Origin of the sequence: Teichococcus vastitatis, from assembly GCF_003604215.1 — a bacterium.
GTDB classification, from domain to species: Bacteria; Pseudomonadota; Alphaproteobacteria; order Acetobacterales; family Acetobacteraceae; genus Pseudoroseomonas; species Pseudoroseomonas vastitatis.
In genome coordinates, this window is the sequence record NZ_QXGS01000005.1 from 183,600 (window position 1) to 200,576 (window position 16,977).

At 69.6% G+C, this 16,977-nt stretch carries 16 protein-coding genes; 9 read left to right on the top strand and 7 right to left on the bottom strand.

What is annotated here, in order from left to right; all coding sequences use genetic code 11:
• Positions 1-27 precede the first annotated feature (27 nt).
• The 3 genes from D2K64_RS10450 (at position 28) to D2K64_RS10460 (ending at position 4,495) form a co-directional block, all read left to right on the top strand.
• A complete protein-coding gene (locus D2K64_RS10450; RefSeq protein WP_120008290.1) occupies positions 28-261 on the top strand; it encodes a hypothetical protein in 234 nt (77 codons plus the stop codon).
• Between the two features lie 215 nt (positions 262-476).
• Entirely contained in the window at positions 477-1,916 is a 1,440-nt protein-coding gene (locus tag D2K64_RS10455) for an FkbM family methyltransferase (protein WP_120008291.1), read from the top strand.
• A gap of 53 nt (positions 1,917-1,969) precedes the next feature.
• Complete coding sequence (locus D2K64_RS10460) at positions 1,970-4,495, top strand: glycosyltransferase family 4 protein (protein ID WP_157985800.1); 2,526 nt, start codon at positions 1,970-1,972, stop codon at positions 4,493-4,495.
• 133 nt (positions 4,496-4,628) lie between these two features.
• Here the strand turns inward: D2K64_RS10460 and D2K64_RS10465 are convergent, their stop codons facing one another.
• Positions 4,629-5,459 (bottom strand): sulfite exporter TauE/SafE family protein, encoded by an 831-nt coding sequence (locus tag D2K64_RS10465; protein WP_120008293.1) that lies wholly within the window; start codon positions 5,457-5,459, stop codon positions 4,629-4,631.
• Between the two features lie 74 nt (positions 5,460-5,533).
• Here D2K64_RS10465 and D2K64_RS10470 point away from each other — a divergent pair, with 74 nt between their 5' ends.
• Entirely contained in the window at positions 5,534-6,319 is a 786-nt protein-coding gene (locus D2K64_RS10470) for a sulfite exporter TauE/SafE family protein (RefSeq protein ID WP_120008294.1), read from the top strand.
• 8 nt (positions 6,320-6,327) lie between these two features.
• A complete protein-coding gene (gene cuyB, locus D2K64_RS10475; RefSeq protein WP_120008339.1) occupies positions 6,328-7,038 on the top strand; it encodes a cysteate racemase in 711 nt (236 codons plus the stop codon).
• Between the two features lie 42 nt (positions 7,039-7,080).
• On the opposite strand, the gene D2K64_RS10480 is transcribed toward cuyB, so the two are convergent.
• Complete coding sequence (locus D2K64_RS10480) at positions 7,081-7,626, bottom strand: ankyrin repeat domain-containing protein (protein WP_120008295.1); 546 nt, start codon at positions 7,624-7,626, stop codon at positions 7,081-7,083.
• A gap of 508 nt (positions 7,627-8,134) precedes the next feature.
• Here D2K64_RS10480 and ggt point away from each other — a divergent pair.
• The gene (gene ggt, locus D2K64_RS10490) at positions 8,135-9,823 is read left to right on the top strand and encodes a gamma-glutamyltransferase (RefSeq protein WP_367617022.1); all 1,689 of its coding nucleotides are present in this window, start codon (positions 8,135-8,137) and stop codon (positions 9,821-9,823) included.
• Between the two features lie 75 nt (positions 9,824-9,898).
• On the opposite strand, the gene D2K64_RS10495 is transcribed toward ggt, so the two are convergent.
• The 5 genes from D2K64_RS10495 to D2K64_RS10515 form a co-directional block, all read right to left on the bottom strand.
• Complete coding sequence (locus tag D2K64_RS10495; RefSeq protein ID WP_120008297.1) at positions 9,899-10,549, bottom strand: general stress protein; 651 nt, start codon at positions 10,547-10,549, stop codon at positions 9,899-9,901.
• Positions 10,550-10,597: 48 nt separating this feature from the next.
• The gene (locus tag D2K64_RS10500; RefSeq protein ID WP_202910620.1) at positions 10,598-11,068 is read right to left on the bottom strand and encodes a PepSY domain-containing protein; all 471 of its coding nucleotides are present in this window, start codon (positions 11,066-11,068) and stop codon (positions 10,598-10,600) included.
• Positions 11,069-11,312: 244 nt separating this feature from the next.
• Complete coding sequence (locus D2K64_RS10505) at positions 11,313-11,552, bottom strand: hypothetical protein (protein ID WP_120008298.1); 240 nt, start codon at positions 11,550-11,552, stop codon at positions 11,313-11,315.
• A gap of 121 nt (positions 11,553-11,673) precedes the next feature.
• Positions 11,674-12,744, bottom strand: a complete 1,071-nt coding sequence (locus tag D2K64_RS10510) for a tartrate dehydrogenase (RefSeq protein WP_120008299.1) — start codon at positions 12,742-12,744, stop codon at positions 11,674-11,676.
• Between the two features lie 145 nt (positions 12,745-12,889).
• A complete protein-coding gene (locus D2K64_RS10515) occupies positions 12,890-13,849 on the bottom strand; it encodes a mitochondrial fission ELM1 family protein (RefSeq protein WP_238384119.1) in 960 nt (319 codons plus the stop codon).
• A gap of 51 nt (positions 13,850-13,900) precedes the next feature.
• Here D2K64_RS10515 and D2K64_RS10520 point away from each other — a divergent pair, with 51 nt between their 5' ends.
• The 3 genes from D2K64_RS10520 (at position 13,901) to D2K64_RS10530 (ending at position 16,934) form a co-directional block, all read left to right on the top strand.
• Positions 13,901-14,641: an orotate phosphoribosyltransferase gene (locus D2K64_RS10520; RefSeq protein ID WP_120008300.1), complete on the top strand. Its 741-nt coding sequence runs from the start codon at positions 13,901-13,903 to the stop codon at positions 14,639-14,641.
• A gap of 146 nt (positions 14,642-14,787) precedes the next feature.
• Complete coding sequence (locus D2K64_RS10525) at positions 14,788-16,167, top strand: Nramp family divalent metal transporter (RefSeq protein WP_370764703.1); 1,380 nt, start codon at positions 14,788-14,790, stop codon at positions 16,165-16,167.
• A gap of 68 nt (positions 16,168-16,235) precedes the next feature.
• Complete coding sequence (locus D2K64_RS10530; protein WP_157985801.1) at positions 16,236-16,934, top strand: 4'-phosphopantetheinyl transferase family protein; 699 nt, start codon at positions 16,236-16,238, stop codon at positions 16,932-16,934.
• Positions 16,935-16,977 lie beyond the last annotated feature (43 nt).

Genomic DNA, 16,977 nt, shown 5'->3' on the forward strand with positions numbered 1-16,977 from the left:
AACTGTTACTGCACCTACTGTTCCGGCATGGATCACTGGAGCCCGGCCACCCATGCCTTTCTGCGCGGCAACGGCGCCCAGGCGACCACCGGCTGGCCGGCCCGCCCGCGGATCAAGGAATTGTGGGCCCGGTGGCTGGGCGCGGCGGACCTCGCTACCCAGCAGGACCTGGCGCGGCAGCTCCAAGCGGAGGCGGAGCGAAAGGTGCCCTACGTTCCCCTGGGCTCTTCACCCAGCCGGTTGCCTACCGCCGCAACCTGACCGGCATGTTGCGCGGCGCGCCGATGTTCACCCGTCTTCGCAAGGGGTAAGACCCGGCCGGCGGCCGGATCGCTGGGCAGGCGCCGCACGATCGGTTACACTGGCGGCGCCGGTGCCGAGGCCCGCTCTCCGGCGGACGGGCATGGTTCCGCCCGGTCCAGCCGACCTGCCGGCCCGGATGCTGCGCCCGACACAAACGGCCCCGAAGGGATCCGATGACCTTTATCTCCTACGCGCAGAACGGTGAGGACGTCATCCTGTGGCGGGCGCTGCAGCATGTGGAGAACGGCTTCTACATCGATGTCGGGGCTTGGGACCCGCTGGATGACTCGGTGACGCACGCCTTCTATGAGCGCGGCTGGAGCGGCATCAACATCGAGCCGTCACGCGAGTATTACGAGCGGTGCGTGCAGCAGCGCTCGCGCGACATCAACCTCAACGTGGCCCTCGGCGCGGTCCCGGGGGTTGTGCGGTTCATGAACGTCAATGAGACCGGCCTGTCCTCCACCGTTGAGGCTTCCGCCGCCGCCGCAGCCGCCCGGGGCTGGGCCGTCCAGTCCCGCGACGTGCCGGCGCTGACCCTGAAGGATGTGTGCGCCAGCTTCAGCCCGCCGGAGATCCACTTCCTCAAAATCGATGTCGAGGGCGGCGAGTTGGCCGTGCTGCAGGGCGCCGATTTCAATCGCTTCCGGCCCTGGATCGTTGTGGTCGAGGCCACTCTGCCCAACAGCCGGGAACGCAGCGACAGCGAATGGGAACCAATCCTGCTGCAGGCCGGGTACCATCGTGTCTTGTTCGACGGCCTGAACCTCTACTTCGTGGCGGAAGAACACCAGGAACTCGCCCAGCACCTCACCTCTGGCGCCTGCACCCTGGATAACTTCCGCTCCATCAACGCTGTCCGGTCTGAGGAGCGCGCATCGCAGCTGGAGGCGCGGCTTGCCGAGCGGCAAGCCGCGCTTGAGCAGATGCGGACGCAGCTGGAACAGGCACAGGACCGTCTGCGGGAGGGGGAGCAGGCCGCCAGCCAGGCGGATAGCGAGCGGGCGGCCATGGCCGCCGCGCACGCGGCCGAGATGGCGGCGCAGCAGAGCAAGCTGGAGACAGCCGTGCGCGCCCTGGCGCAGTCGGAGCGTAAATCGGCGGAGCAGGCCCGGCAGCTTCGCGACGCCACGCTGCGGCTCCGGCGGCAGGGAGAGGTGCTGGACGAGATCAGCCAGATCGTTGCCAGCGGAACGGCCCAGAGCGAAGTGCCGACCAGCGACACCGTGGCGCTGTTGCGCCGGCACCTGGCCGAACAGGCCCACCGCATCGCCCTGCTGCACCAGCAGCAGGCTGAGGTGATCCTGCACCGCGATAACCTGCTGTCCTCGACCTCCTGGCAGGTGACGCGGCCGCTGCGCAAGGTGCGCACCGCACTGCACGTGCTGCGGCGGGATCCCGGCCTGTTCGTGCCGTTGCTCAGCCGCAATCTCCGGCTCCAGCCGCGCCAGCCCGCCCTGCCCGCGCCAGCGCCGGACCCGGATTCCGTGGCAGCCCCCACCGCACTGCCGCAGATGCCGGCCGGCTATGAGCGGTTGTCGCACCGCGACAGGCTGGTGGCGGCCTTTCGAGGCGAAGCGGAGCGCCAGCGGCGCTTTCTCAGCAGTCTCTGACCGCGCCTCTCCCGTACAACGAATTGCCGACCGGCGCCGAGGAACGACGACGCATGCGAATTGCCATTGATATGCAGGGGGCGCTGACGGCGGGTTCGCGGCCGCGCGGCATCGGCCGCTACACCAGCCAGCTGGTGCACGCCATGGTGCAGCAGCGCGGTGACGACGATCTCCGGCTGGTTCTCAATGCCAACCATGCGGCGGCGGCGGAAGCAGTGGCGGCGGAATATGCTCCGCTGCTGCCGCGCGACGCGATCTCCCGCTACCGGGTGCCGGTGGGCTCGGATCTTCATCTTCCGCCCGCGGCGCCGGAGCGGCGGCTGGGCGATGCCATCGTGCGGCGGCACATCGCCGGGCTGCAGCCCGACGTGATGATGGCCACCAGCCTGTTCGAACCCGCCGCGGCGGATTTCAGCCCGCTCGACCTGTCGCGCTATCCAGCGCGGTTGTCCGCCTGCATCCTGTATGACCTGGTCCCGCTGCTGTTCAGGGATTTGTACCTGAACAATCCGGTGGCGGAACTGAGCTACCGCGCCACCGCCGCGTCGCTGGCGCAGACGCACCTTCTGCTGGCCATCTCGGAATCGGCCAGGCGCGACGCCATCCGGCTGCTCGACCTGGATCCCGGCAGGGTGGTGAATATCTCCGGCGCGGCGGATGGCCGGTTCGGCCCCCTTCAGCTCTCGTCCGATCAGGCCCAACCCCTGCTGGCGCGGCTCGGCCTCGAGCGCCCGTTCGTGATGTATGTCAGCGGTGCCGATCCGCGCAAAAACCTGTCCGGCGCGGTGGCCGCCTTCGCCGCCCTTCCCGATCCGCTCCGGCAATCGCACCAGTTGCTGCTGGTCACCAATCTGGGAGCCGGCGAAGCGGAGTTCCGCCAGAAGGCGGAGGCGCTCGGCCTGCCGCCGCAGCAACTAGTGCTGACCTCCGGCCTCGACGATGAGGCCCTGGTCCGGCTGATGAACCTGGCCACCGTTTTCCTGTTTCCGTCTCTGTACGAAGGCTTCGGGCTCCCCGTCCTGGAGGCGATGCAGTGCGGCACGCCCGTGCTGGCCGCGAACACCTCCAGCATCCCCGAGATCATCGATCGCGGCGACCTGTTGTTCGACGCCGGCGACAATTCTGGAGCCGCGGCCGGTCTGGCACGGCTGCTCGGCGACGCGGCATTGCGACGTGAGATCTCCGACTGGGGCATTCGCCGGGCGGCGTCATTCACCTGGCAACGCTCCGCCCGGACCGCCCTCGACGCGATGCGCGAACGGCTCGCCGAACCCCCGCCCTTCCACGCCATACCCTGCGAACTGCTCGATCTCGACAACGCCCGAACAGAGTTCGGCGGCATCCTGGCGGGCGCCCCGGCCCTCGATGAGCGGATCGGCGCGGTGGTCGACGACCTGCTGTTCAGCGTGCCCGGATTCCAGGAGGGTGCCTCGCGTCGGCTATTGATCGACGTCAGCATGACGCAGGGAACTGATCTGTGGAGCGGCATCCAGCGCGTCGTGCGGCAGGTCACCGCCGCCTTCTACGAGCAGCCGCTGCGGGACGGCGTCATTCCCCTTGCCGTGCGGCTGGAACCGCTGGCCGCCTTCTCGGTGCCGGATTTCGTGGCGGCCACCCTGGACCGCCCGCCGGCCGGCCTGCCGTACCAAGTGGAGATCCGCGACGGCGACGACCTGTTCATGCTGGACTCCAGTTGGGAACACTATGCCAGTTTTGCGCCGGTGTTCACCGAGGTCGAACGGCAGGGCGGCCGGGTCATCACCTGCATCTACGACCTGATCCCCGAACTGCATCCTGAGGTGTGCACCGAGAACATGCCGGAGGTGCATGGCCGCTGGCTGGCCAACGCCGTTCGGCACAGCCACGGGCTGATCTGCATCTCGCGCGCCGTGGCGGATGAGCTGATCGCCTATATCCGCAACAATGCCCTGTCTCACCGGCCCGGGCTGCGCATCGGCTGGTTTCACTGCGGCTCCAACATCCAGAGGGCGGGAACAACCCTGCCGGCTCAGCCGGCCACGGTTCAGGCCTTTGCCGGGCCACAGCCGGTGTTTGTCTGCGTCGGCACGCTGGAACCGCGCAAGGCGCAGGACCTGGCCCTCGACGCCTTCGAGCAGCTCTGGGCCCAGGGGATCGATGCCAGCCTGTGCTTGATCGGGAAGCTGGGCTGGAAGGTCGAGGCCCTGGCGGCGCGCATCCGCTCGCACCCGGAGCATGGCAAGCGGCTGCACTGGCTGAACGATGCGCGCGATGCCGACGTGGTGTTCGCCTACAACCACGCTGAGGCGGTGCTCTGTACCTCCCTCGCCGAAGGCTTCGGCCTGCCGATCGCCGAGGCGGCCCGGATGGAGCGCCCGGTGATCTGCAGCGACATTCCGGTGTTCCGTGAAGTGGGCGGCGCCGGCGCGGTGTATTTCCCCGTCGGCGATGCCGCTGCGCTGGCGGGCACGCTTCGGCGGTGGCTGGACGGCGAACGGCCGGCCGATCCGACCAAGGTGTCGCGAAACTCCTGGGCGGACGCCGCGCTGCGCATCCGCGAGGTTCTCTACGAGGGCGACTGGTACCGCCGCCTGGACTGAAGACCGGGTCGGCCCTGCGGCGCCCCAGGGCCTTCTAGCCGGTCAGCGGCAGGGCAAGCCGGGACCCCACGGCGGCCCGGCCATCGCCGCCGCCGGCCGCAATCCATCGGGGCGCGGCCGGAGCAGCCTGGTGCTACGACAGCAGCGCGTAGATCATGCGCACCGCAGTGATCGCCAGGAACACGGCGAAGGCCCGCTTCAGCATCAGTGGCGGAATGGTGTGCGCGAGATGCACCCCCCAGGGCGTCGCCAGGATCGAGCTGGGCACGATCAGCGCGAAGCCGACCAGGTTGATGTAGCCTACGGAGAAGGGCGGCAGCATCGGGTCGCCCCATCCGCCCCAAAGAAAGCCGATTGTTGCCGGGATCGAGATGATCAGCCCGAACACCGATGCGGTCGCCACCGCCGAGCGGATCGGTGTGCCGAACATCGACAGGATCGGCACGCCCACCGTGCCGCCGCCGATTCCCATCATGGCCGACACCGTGCCGATGAAGCCGCCGATGCCCCACAAGCCCGGGCCGCGCGGTGTCTGTTCGCGCAGCCGGAAATCCACGCCGGTCAGGCCCATGTTGAGCGCCACCAGCAGCGCGATGGCGGCGAATACAGCCGACAACGCGTCGCCGTGCAGCCAGATCGCCAGCACGGTGCCGAGCACCACCCCGAGGATCATGGAAGGCCAGATCGCCCGCAGCAGCCCGGTATCGATGGCGCCCTTGGCGTGGTGCTTGCGGGCCGACACGATGGAGGTCGGGATGATGGTGGCGAGGCTCGTGCCCACCGCCAGCTTCATCTGCACCGCCTCGGGGATGCCGAGCAGCGGAAACACGTTGAACAGCACGGGGACGATGACGATGCCGCCACCGACGCCCAGCAGCCCGGCAAGCGTGCCCGACAGCAAGCCGGTGACGGCCATGGCGAAGGCGAGCCCCGCGAGCCAGTAGGGATCGGACATATGTTCCATGCGGAGCGTAAACCTTGGCGTTCTTGGACGAAGGGAGCATCGTGCTTACACCGCCCCCGAGGTCCCGTCAGCCCGTGCCCCCTGTTCCCGCCTGGTCCGACTACCTCATCACCGATCCGCTGTTTTACCTGCTGGCTGTTCCGGCGCTGCTGATCACCGGCATCAGCAAGGGCGGCTTCGCGTCCGGCGGCGGCAACCTTTCGGTGCCAGCGATGGCGCTGCTGATCCCCGCGCCGCAGGCGGCCGCCATCTCGCTGCCGATCCTGTGCGCCATAGACCTCGCGGGGCTGCGGGCGTGGTGGGGCCGCTGGAACAAGCGGGAGATGCGGGTGATCCTTCCGGGCGGGCTGCTTGGCATCCTGGTCGGCGCCTTCGCCTTCGGGCTGATGACCGACCGCGCCACCAAGCTGATAGTGGGCGGTATCGCGCTGGCCTTCCTCGCGCGCTCCCTCTGGCTCGGCCGCCACGGCTCGGCGCCGCCGCCGGCCGCGCACAGCGCGGCGCGCGGCGGCTTCTGGTCCGCGTTGTCCGGCTTCACCTCCACCATCGCCCATGCCGGCGGGCCGCCACTCGCCGTCTATCTCTACCCGTTGCGGCTGGAGCGGGCGCAACTCGCCGCCACCACGGTGGTGTTCTTCGGTGTGATGAACTACGTGAAGCTGGTGCCCTACGCGTTGCTCGGACAGCTCAGCCTGCAGAACCTGCTGACCAGCCTGGTGCTGCTGCCCCTGGCTCCGATCGGCGTGTGGATCGGCGTTTGGCTGCAAAGGCGCATCTCCGACCGGCTGTTCTACCGGACGGTCTATATCCTTCTCGGCACCACCGGCCTGAAGCTGGTGGCCGATGGCCTCGGCTCGTGAGCATCACCATGTCCTATGCACCCTTTCTCGGCGTTCTCGGCGGCATGGGTCCGCTGGCCAGCGCGCAGTTCATGCTGCGCTTGACCCTGCTGACCCCGGCTGAGCGCGACCAGGATCACCTGCCCGCCCTGCTCTGGTCCGACCCGCGCGTGCCCGACCGCACCGCCGCCCGTCTGTCCGGCGGCGAAGACCCGCTGCCCTGGCTGCTGCGCGGCATCCGCGGGCTGGAAGCGGCCGGCTGCGGCGCCATCGCCATCCCCTGCAACACCGCCCATGGCTGGTACGAGGGCATGGCGGAGGCAACCCGGCTGCCAATCCTGCACATCGTTGACGCCGCGGCCGAGGAGCTGGCGCGGCAGGGTATTCCCGGCGGCTGCATCGGGGTGATGGGCACCGCCGGCACGCTGGCCATGCGGCTCTACCAGCAGCGGCTGGAGCATCGCGGCTATCAGTGCATCGTGCCCGAGGAGGCGGAGATGCAGGCGCTGGTATCGCCCGGCATCGCCCTGGTGAAATCCAACCGCGTGGCCGAGTCGTTTCCGCTGCTGGCCGAGGCCGCCCGCAACCTCAAGAACCGCGGCGCCGCGGCGGTGGTGCTGGGCTGCACCGAAATCCCGCTGGGCATCCAGGCCGGCCCGGCCGCGACGGCCATCGGGCTGCCGCTGGTGGATACCATCGACGCCTTGGCGCTGGCGGCGCTGCGCTGGGCGGGACGCTGAACCGCTCCCGGACGGTGGCGCCTCGCGTGGGGGTGGACCCGTCTAGGACGGGGACGACGCCGCGCCTTCCAGCAGCGCCACCGCCGCCGCCGCGCCCATGGTGCGCGCCGCATCCAGCGCCGTGATGCCACGCGCGTCGCGCAGCCAGGCATTGGCGCCGCGCGTCAGCAGTAACTGCATGATGTCCACGCGGTCGAACATGGCGGCCGTCATGAAGGCAGTGCGGCCGTCGGCACCGGTGCCATCCACCAACGCGCCATGCTGCAGCAGCAGCTCCACCACCGGCAATTCGCCCTTGAAGGCGGCGGCGGCCAGCGGCGTCTGGCCGCGATCGTTCAGCCGATTCGGATCGGCGCCGCGCTCCAGCAGCACGCACACCGCCGCGGCTCGCCCGTGATAGGCGGCCAGCATGACCAGCGTGTCGCCCTTGTCGTTGCTCATGTTGGGCGGCAATCCCTGATCCAGCCACTCCGCCAGGGCCGCGGCATCGCCGGCGCGGGCCGCATCGAAGACGCGGCCGGCGAAGGCGATCACCTCCTCCCGCGACGGCCCATCCTCTGCGGGTCCAGGGATCAAGGGTTCGGGCATGGCATGGCTCCGGGCTGGTCCAGGGTTCCGGCACCAACTAGCAGCGTGGCCCCGCGGAGAGCCAGCCTGGACAAGCCCGACACTCGGCGCGAGGCTTGCCCTTTCGGGTGGGCCGGCCGATCCGCGGCCCTGCCGCGCCGCTGCCGGAGTTCGCCGCCTTGCCTCGACCGCCACCTGTCCGGCCCCATGGCAGCCTTGCGCTTCCCTCCGGCGTACAGCCATTCCGCCATCGAGCCGCCCTGCCCGGCGATGCTGTCGGTGTTTCGCCGCCTCGCAGCCCGTGAACATGGCCGTTGCTGCCAGCAGGTTCGCCATGGCCGCTCCCACTTCGCCCTCATCGCGGATGTGCTGCGCATGATGGCCGGACGAAAGGAAATCCCGTGAGGTCAGTCCACCCGCATCGCCTCCCTCTTGCCGCTCTCACGCTGATGGCGCGCGCCGCCGGGTTCCAGGCCGCACGACCATGCCCGGTCTCCCCACCCGGCGAAGCCGGCCAGGACGTGGCATCGTGAGCGGCTGGCAGCACCGCGCCGGCTCCCCGTTCATGCGGGAGAAGCAGCCGGCCCTGGCCAGCAAGGGCATGGTGGTCACCAACCATCCGGTGGCCTCGTCTGCGGGGGCGGAGATGCTGCTCTCGGGCGGCAACGCCATCGATGCCGCCATCGCCGCCCTGTTCACGCTGACGGTGGTGGAACCGATGATGGTCGGACCGCTCGGCGGCGGCGTCGCCCATCTGCGCCTCGCCGACGGGCGCCACCTGGTGCTGGACGGGCTGTCCACCGCTCCGGCAGCGGCACGGCCGGACATGTACCGCCCCGTCTCCGGCAGTCTGCCCGACTACCAGGAAACCGAGGAGCTGGAGAACAAGGTCGGGCCGCTCGCCATGGGCGTTCCCGGGGCGCTGGCCGGCTGGTGCAAGGCGTTGGGCGAGCACGGCACCCTGCCGCTGGCCGAGGTGTTGCGGCCGGCGATCCGCGCCGCCGCCGAAGGCTTCCGCGTCACGCACTACCTGCGCGGCGCCATCCTTGACGCAGCCGGGGACCTGGCCCGCGATCCCGGCCTCGCCGCCACCTTTCTGCCCGGCGGCGCCGCGCCGGACGCCGGAGCCCTGCTGCGCCAGCCTGCCCTCGCCGAATCGCTGCGGCTGATCGCCGCCGAGGGGCCGCGGGCGCTCTATGGCGGCGAGATCGGCCGGGCCCTGGCGGCGCACATGGCCGCCAGCGGCGGGCTGATCACCATCGCCGACCTGGAGGCCTACAGCGTCGCGGAGCGGAAGCCAGTGATCGGCCACTATCGCGGCTTCGAGGTTCTGGCGCCGCCGCCGCCCTCCTCCTCCGGCGTGCACATGACGCAGATGCTGAACCTCCTGGAGGGCTACGACCTGGCCGCTTCGGGTTCCGGCAGCGCCGACACCATCCACCTGTTGGCGGAGGCCCTGAAGATGGGCTTCGCCGACCGTGCCGTCGCAACTGCGGATCCGGCCTTCGTCAAGGTGCCGGTGGAGCGTCTGACCTCCAAGGATTATGCCGTGGAACGCCGCCTCCTGATGCGGCCGGATCGGGCACAGGACTGGGCACCCGGCATCCCGCAGGCCGAGAGCGCGAATACCACCCACGTCACCGTGGCGGACTCGGCCGGCAACATCGCGGCCACCACGCAAACCATCAACAGCCTGTTCGGCGCCCGCTTCTCGATCCCCGGCACCGGGCTGATCGCCAACAACTACATGTTCAATTTCGATCCGCATCCGGGCCAGGCATTGTCCGTGGCGCCGGGAAAGCGGGTCTTCACCTCGATGGCACCCACCATCGTCCGCAAGGATGGCAAGCCCGTCTTCGCGCTCGGGCTGCCGGGCGGACTGCGGATCTTCGGCTCGGCCATGCAGGCGGTGATCAACCTGATCGATCACGGCATGGATTTGCAGGATGCGGTGGAAGCGCCGCGGATCTGGACCCAGGGCCACACGCTGGAGTTGGAGCCGACCGTGGCGGCGGAGGTGGATGCGAGGCTCGCGGCTCTCGGCCACCGGGTGCAGCGCGTGAAGCATATCGGCGGTGGCATGGGCGCGGTGCGGTTCCACGCGGACGGGATGCTGGAAGGCGCCGCCTGCTGGCGTGCCGATGGCACGCCCGTCGGCATCTCGGGCGGGCCGGCACGGCCTGACGTCCGCTTCAACCCCGAAGTGGGCGGCCGCTGACGCAACAGGCCGCCCGTCGGGATCAACAGGCGGCCTGCACCAAGGATCCGGCGGCATGGCCGCCGGATCGGCTTTTCAGATGCGGCGGTCGGAAGGCAGCGTGCCAGGAGCGCCGGTCACGTCGCCGACGCCGCCCGGAGCACCGGTGGCCGCGGGGCGGGCCGGATCGCTGCCGATCCGCTCTTCCTCATAGCCCTTCCAGCCGCTGGACCGCAGGCTAGCCTCGCGCTCGGTGATGTTGACCGGATTGTGCCGGTTCAGGATCTCCATCGCTTCGGCTTCGCGGGCGTCATCGGTCTGCACGGTGACCATGCTGCCGCCGCGGCGCATGCCCTCAGCATAGACGGGTGCCTCGGCCTCGCTGACGCCGGCCCCGGTCAGGCTGCCGACCAGGCCGCCCGCGGCGGCGCCGGCGCCCGCGCCGGTCAGCGCCGCCACCAACGCACCGGCCGCGACGACTGGGCCGATGCCCGGGATGGCCAGAGCGCCGAGCCCCGCGGCGAGGCCGGCACCGCCGCCAACCAGTGTTCCGAGCGTGGCACCGATGCCGGCTCCGGAGCTGGTCGACTCCCCGGTGTTCTGATGGGTGGAGGCGTGCTGATTGTCGCCGTTGCTGGCGACGATGCCGACATCGTCGTGCGAGAAGCCGGCGGCTTCCAGGTCACGCACCGCGGCGAGGGCGTGCTCGCGGGTGTCAAACAGGCGGGTCAGGGTTTTACGAGCCATGGGACGGTGCCTTTCTGTTGCAGGTCTTGAGGTCGGACGGTCTGCCGATCAGCGCGGGGTCCCGCTGCCGGTGACCACCTGGCCCTGGAAGTCCAGGCCAACATCGGTCTGGGTGCCGTTGCGCATGGCGCGGGCGCGCCAGACGCCCTGATCATCCTTCCGCAGGTCCTGCACGTCGGAATATCCCGCCGCCTCGATGCGGGCGCGCGCCTGCCCCTCGGTGAAGCTGTTGGCACCCGCAGCCGGCGTGGTGGTGGTGGGGGGATTGTTGGTGCCGGGCCGCGCCGTGCCATCAGTGGCGGAGGGCGCAGTGGCAGACGGCGTATTGGCGGTGCCAGGCGTGTTGGTGGTGCCGGGCGTGCCCTGCTGCATGGTGGTGCCGCCGCCGCGCGGCGCCATTGGCGAACCGGCGATGCCGGATTCGTTGTTCTGCGTTGGCGTGTTGGTGGTCTGCGCCATCAGGGCGGGCGAGGCCAGCAGGCTGGCGGCGAGCGCAAGGGCTGTGGTCTTCATGCGCATGATCGGCTTCCCCTGTTCTGTGTCCGACGGCTCCGAGGCCGTCTTGTGCAGGGATAACGACGGCTAGGGCCAAACGTTTGCCGCGAGGCTCCGAAAACATAAATGATTATTCTGGATGAAACCCGTCTCGGTTTTGGCGACGCGGCTCACCACCTCCTGGTTCAGGAAGGCAACAAAAAAGCCGCTCCCGGAGGAGCGGCTTCACAGGCACGGGTGCTGTCCGCCCAGCTATCCCAGACCCCCCTCAGGGGCAGGCGCAGCCATCCGTCGGGCCGTTGTCGCCGCGTACCACGTGGTGGTCGATCCATTCCGAGACCAGCCGACGTGCCTCGCTCACGGACGCTTCCGGGTGATGGATCCGGTACAGGGCGGTGCAGGCGCGGAAGGAGGACAGGTCGTCATTGCCCGTCTCCCGCAGCTCCCGGTACGCCGTCACCACCGCGCGCTCGCAGCGACGCGTGATGTGGCTCACATCCTGACCCATAAGTACCCTCCTGAAGTTGCAACCAAAATGAGAATCGATCGCAACTCATCCCGTACCTTTTATAGGCTCACTCGATGGTCACCTTCAAGGCCGTCTATCGTTCGGCGGGGCCGCAGCGCCATCACGCCGCCGCCACCGCCTCCGCCAGGGCCTTGCCGACATCCTGCGTCGCCGCCTGCCCGCCCATGTCGCGGGTGCGCGGCCCGCCTTCCGCCAGCATCTTCTCGATGCAGCGGACGATGCAGTCGGCCGCTTCCTTTTCGCCCAGATGCTCCAGCATCATGGCGCCCGACCAGATCTGCCCGACCGGATTGCAGATGTACCGGCCGGCGATGTCGGGCGCCGAACCATGCACGGGCTCGAACATCGACGGGGCGGTTTTCTCCGGATTGATGTTGGCCGACGGCGCGATGCCGATGGAGCCGGCCACCGCCGGGCCCAGATCGGACAGGATATCCCCGAACAGGTTGGAACCCACCACCACATCGAACCAGTCCGGGTGCTGCACGAAATGGGCGCACAGGATGTCTATGTGGAACTGGTCGGTGGTGATGTCCGGGTAGGCCTTGGCCATCTCGGCGAAGCGCTCGTCCCAGTACGGCATGGTGAAGGTGATGCCGTTGGATTTGGTGGCGCTGGTCACCTTCTTGCGCGGCCGGGTGCGGGCCAGCTCAAAGGCGTACTTCATCACCCGGTCGACGCCCTTGCGGGTGAACACCGCGTCCTGGGTGACGAATTCGCGCTCGGTGCCGGCGAACATCCGGCCGCCGGAGGAGGAATACTCGCCCTCGGTGTTCTCGCGCACAACGTAGAAATCGATCTCGGCCGGGGTGCGATTGGCCAGCGGCGTCTTGGCGCCGGGCATCAGCTTGCAGGGCCGCAGGCTGATATACTGGTCGAACTCGCGCCGGATCGGGATCAGCAGGCCCCACAGGGACACGTGGTCCGGCACGCCGGGCCAGCCCACCGCGCCGAGGAACACGCTGTCGCTGTCGCGCAGCTGATCGATGCCGTCCTCCGGCATCATGCGGCCGGTCCTGCTGTAGGTCTCGCAGGACCAGTCATAGTGCTTCAGCTGCAGGTCGAAGCCGAAGCGCCGCGCCGCGGCATCCAGCACGCGCAGCCCTTCCGGCGTGGTTTCCTTGCCGATGCCGTCGCCGGGCACCACGGCAATGCGATAGGAACGGGACATGCGCTTCCTCCGAGGCGGGAACAGGAGGCGGAGGGTGAAGCCGCGCCGCGCCCACGGCAAGACCCCTCCGGCCGGCCGGCGCCCCGCACTCGCCCGGACCTGCCGTGTCCGAGGCGCTCTGGGCCGGAGGCTCCCCGGCGGGCGCTCAGGCCCAGCCGCGGTGCCGGATCTCAGCCGCCACCCGGGCGGCCTCGTCCAGCGGGGCGCGGGCAAACGGCATCGGCGAAAGAAACGGCCGGGCTTGGCCCGCCTCGTAGAGGCTGCGCCACAGCCTGCGGTGGCGCGGCGCCTCCGTGGTTTCGGCGATAAACACCGGCGCCGCAGTGGCCAGCGCCTCGCTGATCATGGACACCGAGTCGCCGGTCACCACCACCAGGTCGGCCCAGGCCAGGAAGCCGGCATACGGGTTGGCGCCGGGATCGCCCCAGCCATGCCGCCGGTGCGGCAGGCCACGCAGCACGGCGTCCACCGCCGCCGTCGCCGCCTCGCCGCTGCGCCGGGAGGTGGTGGCCATGACGCTGCCGCCGAGCCCCGCCGCCTGCCGCGCCAGGCCGGCGGCGAGCGCCGGCTCCAGGCCCTCGCCTCGCACCGCGCCACCCATCAGCAGCGCCACGCGAGGGCTTGGCAGCGCTTCGAGCACCGGCGCCCATTCCCCGCGCGCCGCCAGCAGGCGCTCCCGGCTCATGCGGTGCGCAGCGCCGAGGATGGGGAAGACCTTCCGGTTCTCGCGCTGCGCGTCGTGGCGGCCGATCACCAGCAGGTCGAAATCCCCTGCCCCGAAGCCGGGACGCATCGCATGGACCGTGCGGGCGCCGCGCTGCCGCAGCCAGCGCGCCACCGGCGCGGCGCGGCGCCCGGCGGAGATCACCAGTCCCGGCGCCGCCCCGGCTTCCAGGATGTCCGCGCGGGCCGGCGGCGCCAGCCCTGCCAGGGTCGGCCAGGGCCAGGGCAGCCGCGCCAGCTCGCCCCAATCCAGCGCCACGGTGCGGAATGGCCGCTGCAGCCGCTCCGCGATGCCCAGCGCCTGCGCGGCGGTGCCGGTGCGCGGATCAGCCAACACCCAGATGCCGGCGGAAGCATCGGCCGCCCGCCGCATCTCCGTCATGGACGCGGTGCCCCGCGGGCTTTACGAACCGGCGCAAAAGGAGCTTCTGCCATGCCCTCGACCCACCTGTCCGCCACGCATCTCTCAGACTGGGACCGCGACGCCGCGCTCACCACCGCCCGTATCCTGCTGGAGATCAAGGCGGTCAACTTCCGGCCGGAGGAGCCCTACACCTTCACCAGCGGCTGGAAGAGCCCGGTCTACATCGATTGCCGCAAGATCATCTATTTTCCCCGCGCCCGCACCTGCATCTGCGATCTGGCGGTGGAGAAGATCAACCGCCACATCGGCTACGAGACCATCGAGGCGGTGGCCGGCGGCGAAACCGCGGGCATCCCCTACGCCGCCTGGATCGCCGACCGCATGGGTGCGCCCATGGCCTATGTGCGCAAGAAGCCAAAGGGCTTCGGCAAGAACGCGCAGATCGAGGGTGACGTGCCGCATGGCAAGCGCACGCTGCTGGTCGAGGATCTGACCACCGATGGCGCCAGCAAGATCCGCTTCGCCCAGGCGCTGCGCGACGCCGGCGCCATCTGTGACGAGACCTTCGTGGTGTTCTTCTACGGCGTGTTCCCGGGCGGCCAGGACAAGCTGAAGGAGATCAACCTGAAGCTGCTGCACCTTTGCACCTGGTGGGACGTGCTGGAGGTCTGCCGCGAGCGCCCCTACTTCTCCGAACCCGCCCTCAAGGAAGTGCGCAAATTCCTGGAGGACCCGGTCAGCTGGAGCCGGGCCCGCGGCGGCGTCGGCAGCTTGGAGGAAGCGGAAGCCTACAAGGCCAAGGCCGGCTGAAGCCTGCCGCCGGTGCCGCGCAGGCGGCCTGGCGCGGGAGATGGTGCGCCGCGGCAACGTGCCGGCGCCATCGGCGTTCTTACGCCGAAATTCTCCTGGATGTAGCCGGGGCTACAGTTGCAGCAGGGGGCAGGAGCTGGATGCCCATGGACACGACCTCGGCTGACGCCGCGCGCCAAGATGCCACTGGCCAGGAGCCGGACGCCGGCGGCCCGTCCGGCAGCCCGCCCGTCCGCCTGCCTTCGAGCCTAAGCGAGATCCACCGCAGCGTGTCCGTGCCGGCGGCCGGCAGCTGGATCCGCCGCCTGCTGGCCTTTGTCGGCCCCGGCTACATGGTGGCCGTCGGCTATATGGACCCCGGCAACTGGGCCACGGCGATCGCCGGCGGCTCGGCCTTCGGGTATACGCTGCTGTGGATCGCGCTGTTGTCCTCGCTGATGGCGATGCTGCTGCAAGCGATCTGCGCCCGCCTCGGCATCGCCACCGGCCGGGACCTGGCGCAGCTCTGCCGCGAGCGGTTTCCTAAGCCCGTTGCCTATCCTCTCTGGCTGCTGGCCGAGACGGCGATCTGCGCCACCGACCTGGCAGAGGTGATCGGCACCGCCATCGCGCTGCAGCTGTTGTTCGGCCTGCCGCTGCTGGACGGCGTGCTCCTGACGGTGCTGGACACCGTGCTGATCCTGTGGCTGCAACACAAGGGCGTGCGCTGGCTGGAAGCGTTCATTATCGGCATGATCGCGCTGATCGCCGGCTGTTTCATCGTGCAGCTCGTGATGGCCGACCCGGTCTGGGGCGACGTGCTGCGCGGTTATCTTCCTTCCAGCTCGGTAGTGGGCGACCGCACGCAGCTCTACCTGGCGCTCGGCATCCTTGGCGCCACGGTGATGCCGCACAACCTGTACCTGCACACCGCGCTGGTGCAGTCCCGCGCCGCGAAGCAGGATGTTGAAGGCCAGCGCGAGGCGATCCGCTTCGCCGGCATCGACAGCACGGTGGCGCTGGTGATCGCGCTGCTGATCAATTCCTCCATCCTGATCCTGGCAGCCTCGGCCTTCCACACCCGCGGGCAGACCGGTGTTGCAGAAATCGGCGAGGCGCATGCGCTGCTGGCGCCGCTGCTGGGCGCCGCCGCGCCGACCTTGTTCGCCATCGCGCTGCTGGCCTGCGGCCTCAACTCCACCGTGACCGCCACGATTGCCGGTCAGGTCGTAATGGAAGGCTTCCTGCGCATCCGCCTGCCGCCGGCCCTGCGCCGCCTGATCACCCGCATGATCGCCATCATCCCCGCCGTGGTGGTGACCTGGCTGTACGGCGAGAGCGGCACGGCCCGGCTGCTGGTGCTGTCGCAGGTGATCCTGTCGCTGCAACTGCCCTTCGCGGTGATACCGCTGATGATGTTCGCCGGCGACCGCCGCCGGCTCGGCGTCCTGGCCACGCCGCGCTGGCAGATGGCGCTGGGCTGGGCCTCGGCGGCGTTGATCGTCGGGCTGAACGTTCTGATGCTGAGCCAGGCACTGTTGGACTGACCGGCCGGGTGTTGCACTGGGACCCCTGCCCCGATCCGCTTCCACCACTGGGCATGCGCCGGGGCCTGATGCGCCGGCGCGACGCCGATGTGGCGGTGTTTCTCGGCCGCAGCGACGGCATCCCGACGCCCGGGGATGTCAGCCGGCTGACGCAGAACGAACGGCGTCGCGCCGACGGTTTCCGGACGGCCATCCTGCGCGGCCACTTCATCGCCGCGCATGCCGCGCGGCAGCGGATCCTGTCGGCGATCCTGGGCCATCCGCCGGGCGAGCTGCGGTTCTCCGAGGCGCCCGGCGGCAAGCCGGTGCTGCGGCCGCCGCATCACTGGCTCCGCTTCAACCTGTCGCACAGCGCGCCCTGGTTCCTGCTCGCCTGCTCGGCCCGGCACGAGATCGGCGTGGACATCGAGGTTCTGGCGAAACAATGGCCTGGCCCGCTGGCCAGCGCCGCATTCTCCGGTGCGGAACGGCAAGCGCTGGAGCGGGAAGCGGATCCGAGCCGGCAGAACCTGCTGCTGCACACCGTCTGGGTCCGCAAGGAAGCTTTACTGAAGGGCTGCGGCACCGGGTTGCGGATGGACCCCCGCGACGTGACCGTGGACGCCGATCCCTCCCTTGGCATCAGTTATCCGAATCGCGCGGGCAGACCGATCGGCGCGTGGCGGATTCTCGGCCTTCCGCCGGTGCCTGGGGCGGCCGTGGCACTGGCTGTCGCGGGTGTTCCGAGGCGAATTTGCTGCTGGCGAATCACAGAAGCGTCAGCCTGACCACAAACGTTCTGTGCTTTCTTCAAACACACGGCATAAGTGT

Bases quoted from the DNA above. Each gene is read 5' to 3' on its own strand.
- D2K64_RS10520 (WP_120008300.1), top strand. From the start codon at position 13,901: ATGCCCTCGACCCACCTGTCCGCCACGCATCTCTCAGACTGGGACCGC.
- D2K64_RS10460 (WP_157985800.1), top strand. From the start codon at position 1,970: ATGCGAATTGCCATTGATATGCAGGGGGCGCTGACGGCGGGTTCGCGG.
- D2K64_RS10500 (WP_202910620.1), bottom strand. From the start codon at position 11,068: ATGCGCATGAAGACCACAGCCCTTGCGCTCGCCGCCAGCCTGCTGGCC.
- D2K64_RS10530 (WP_157985801.1), top strand. From the start codon at position 16,236: ATGCGCCGGCGCGACGCCGATGTGGCGGTGTTTCTCGGCCGCAGCGAC.
- D2K64_RS10450 (WP_120008290.1), top strand. From the start codon at position 28: ATGGATCACTGGAGCCCGGCCACCCATGCCTTTCTGCGCGGCAACGGC.
- D2K64_RS10480 (WP_120008295.1), bottom strand. From the start codon at position 7,626: ATGCCCGAACCCTTGATCCCTGGACCCGCAGAGGATGGGCCGTCGCGG.
- D2K64_RS10465 (WP_120008293.1), bottom strand. From the start codon at position 5,459: ATGGAACATATGTCCGATCCCTACTGGCTCGCGGGGCTCGCCTTCGCC.
- D2K64_RS10510 (WP_120008299.1), bottom strand. From the start codon at position 12,744: ATGTCCCGTTCCTATCGCATTGCCGTGGTGCCCGGCGACGGCATCGGC.
- D2K64_RS10515 (WP_238384119.1), bottom strand. From the start codon at position 13,849: ATGACGGAGATGCGGCGGGCGGCCGATGCTTCCGCCGGCATCTGGGTG.
- cuyB (WP_120008339.1), top strand. From the start codon at position 6,328: ATGTCCTATGCACCCTTTCTCGGCGTTCTCGGCGGCATGGGTCCGCTG.
- D2K64_RS10495 (WP_120008297.1), bottom strand. From the start codon at position 10,549: ATGGCTCGTAAAACCCTGACCCGCCTGTTTGACACCCGCGAGCACGCC.
- D2K64_RS10505 (WP_120008298.1), bottom strand. From the start codon at position 11,552: ATGGGTCAGGATGTGAGCCACATCACGCGTCGCTGCGAGCGCGCGGTG.
- D2K64_RS10455 (WP_120008291.1), top strand. From the start codon at position 477: ATGACCTTTATCTCCTACGCGCAGAACGGTGAGGACGTCATCCTGTGG.
- D2K64_RS10525 (WP_370764703.1), top strand. From the start codon at position 14,788: ATGGACACGACCTCGGCTGACGCCGCGCGCCAAGATGCCACTGGCCAG.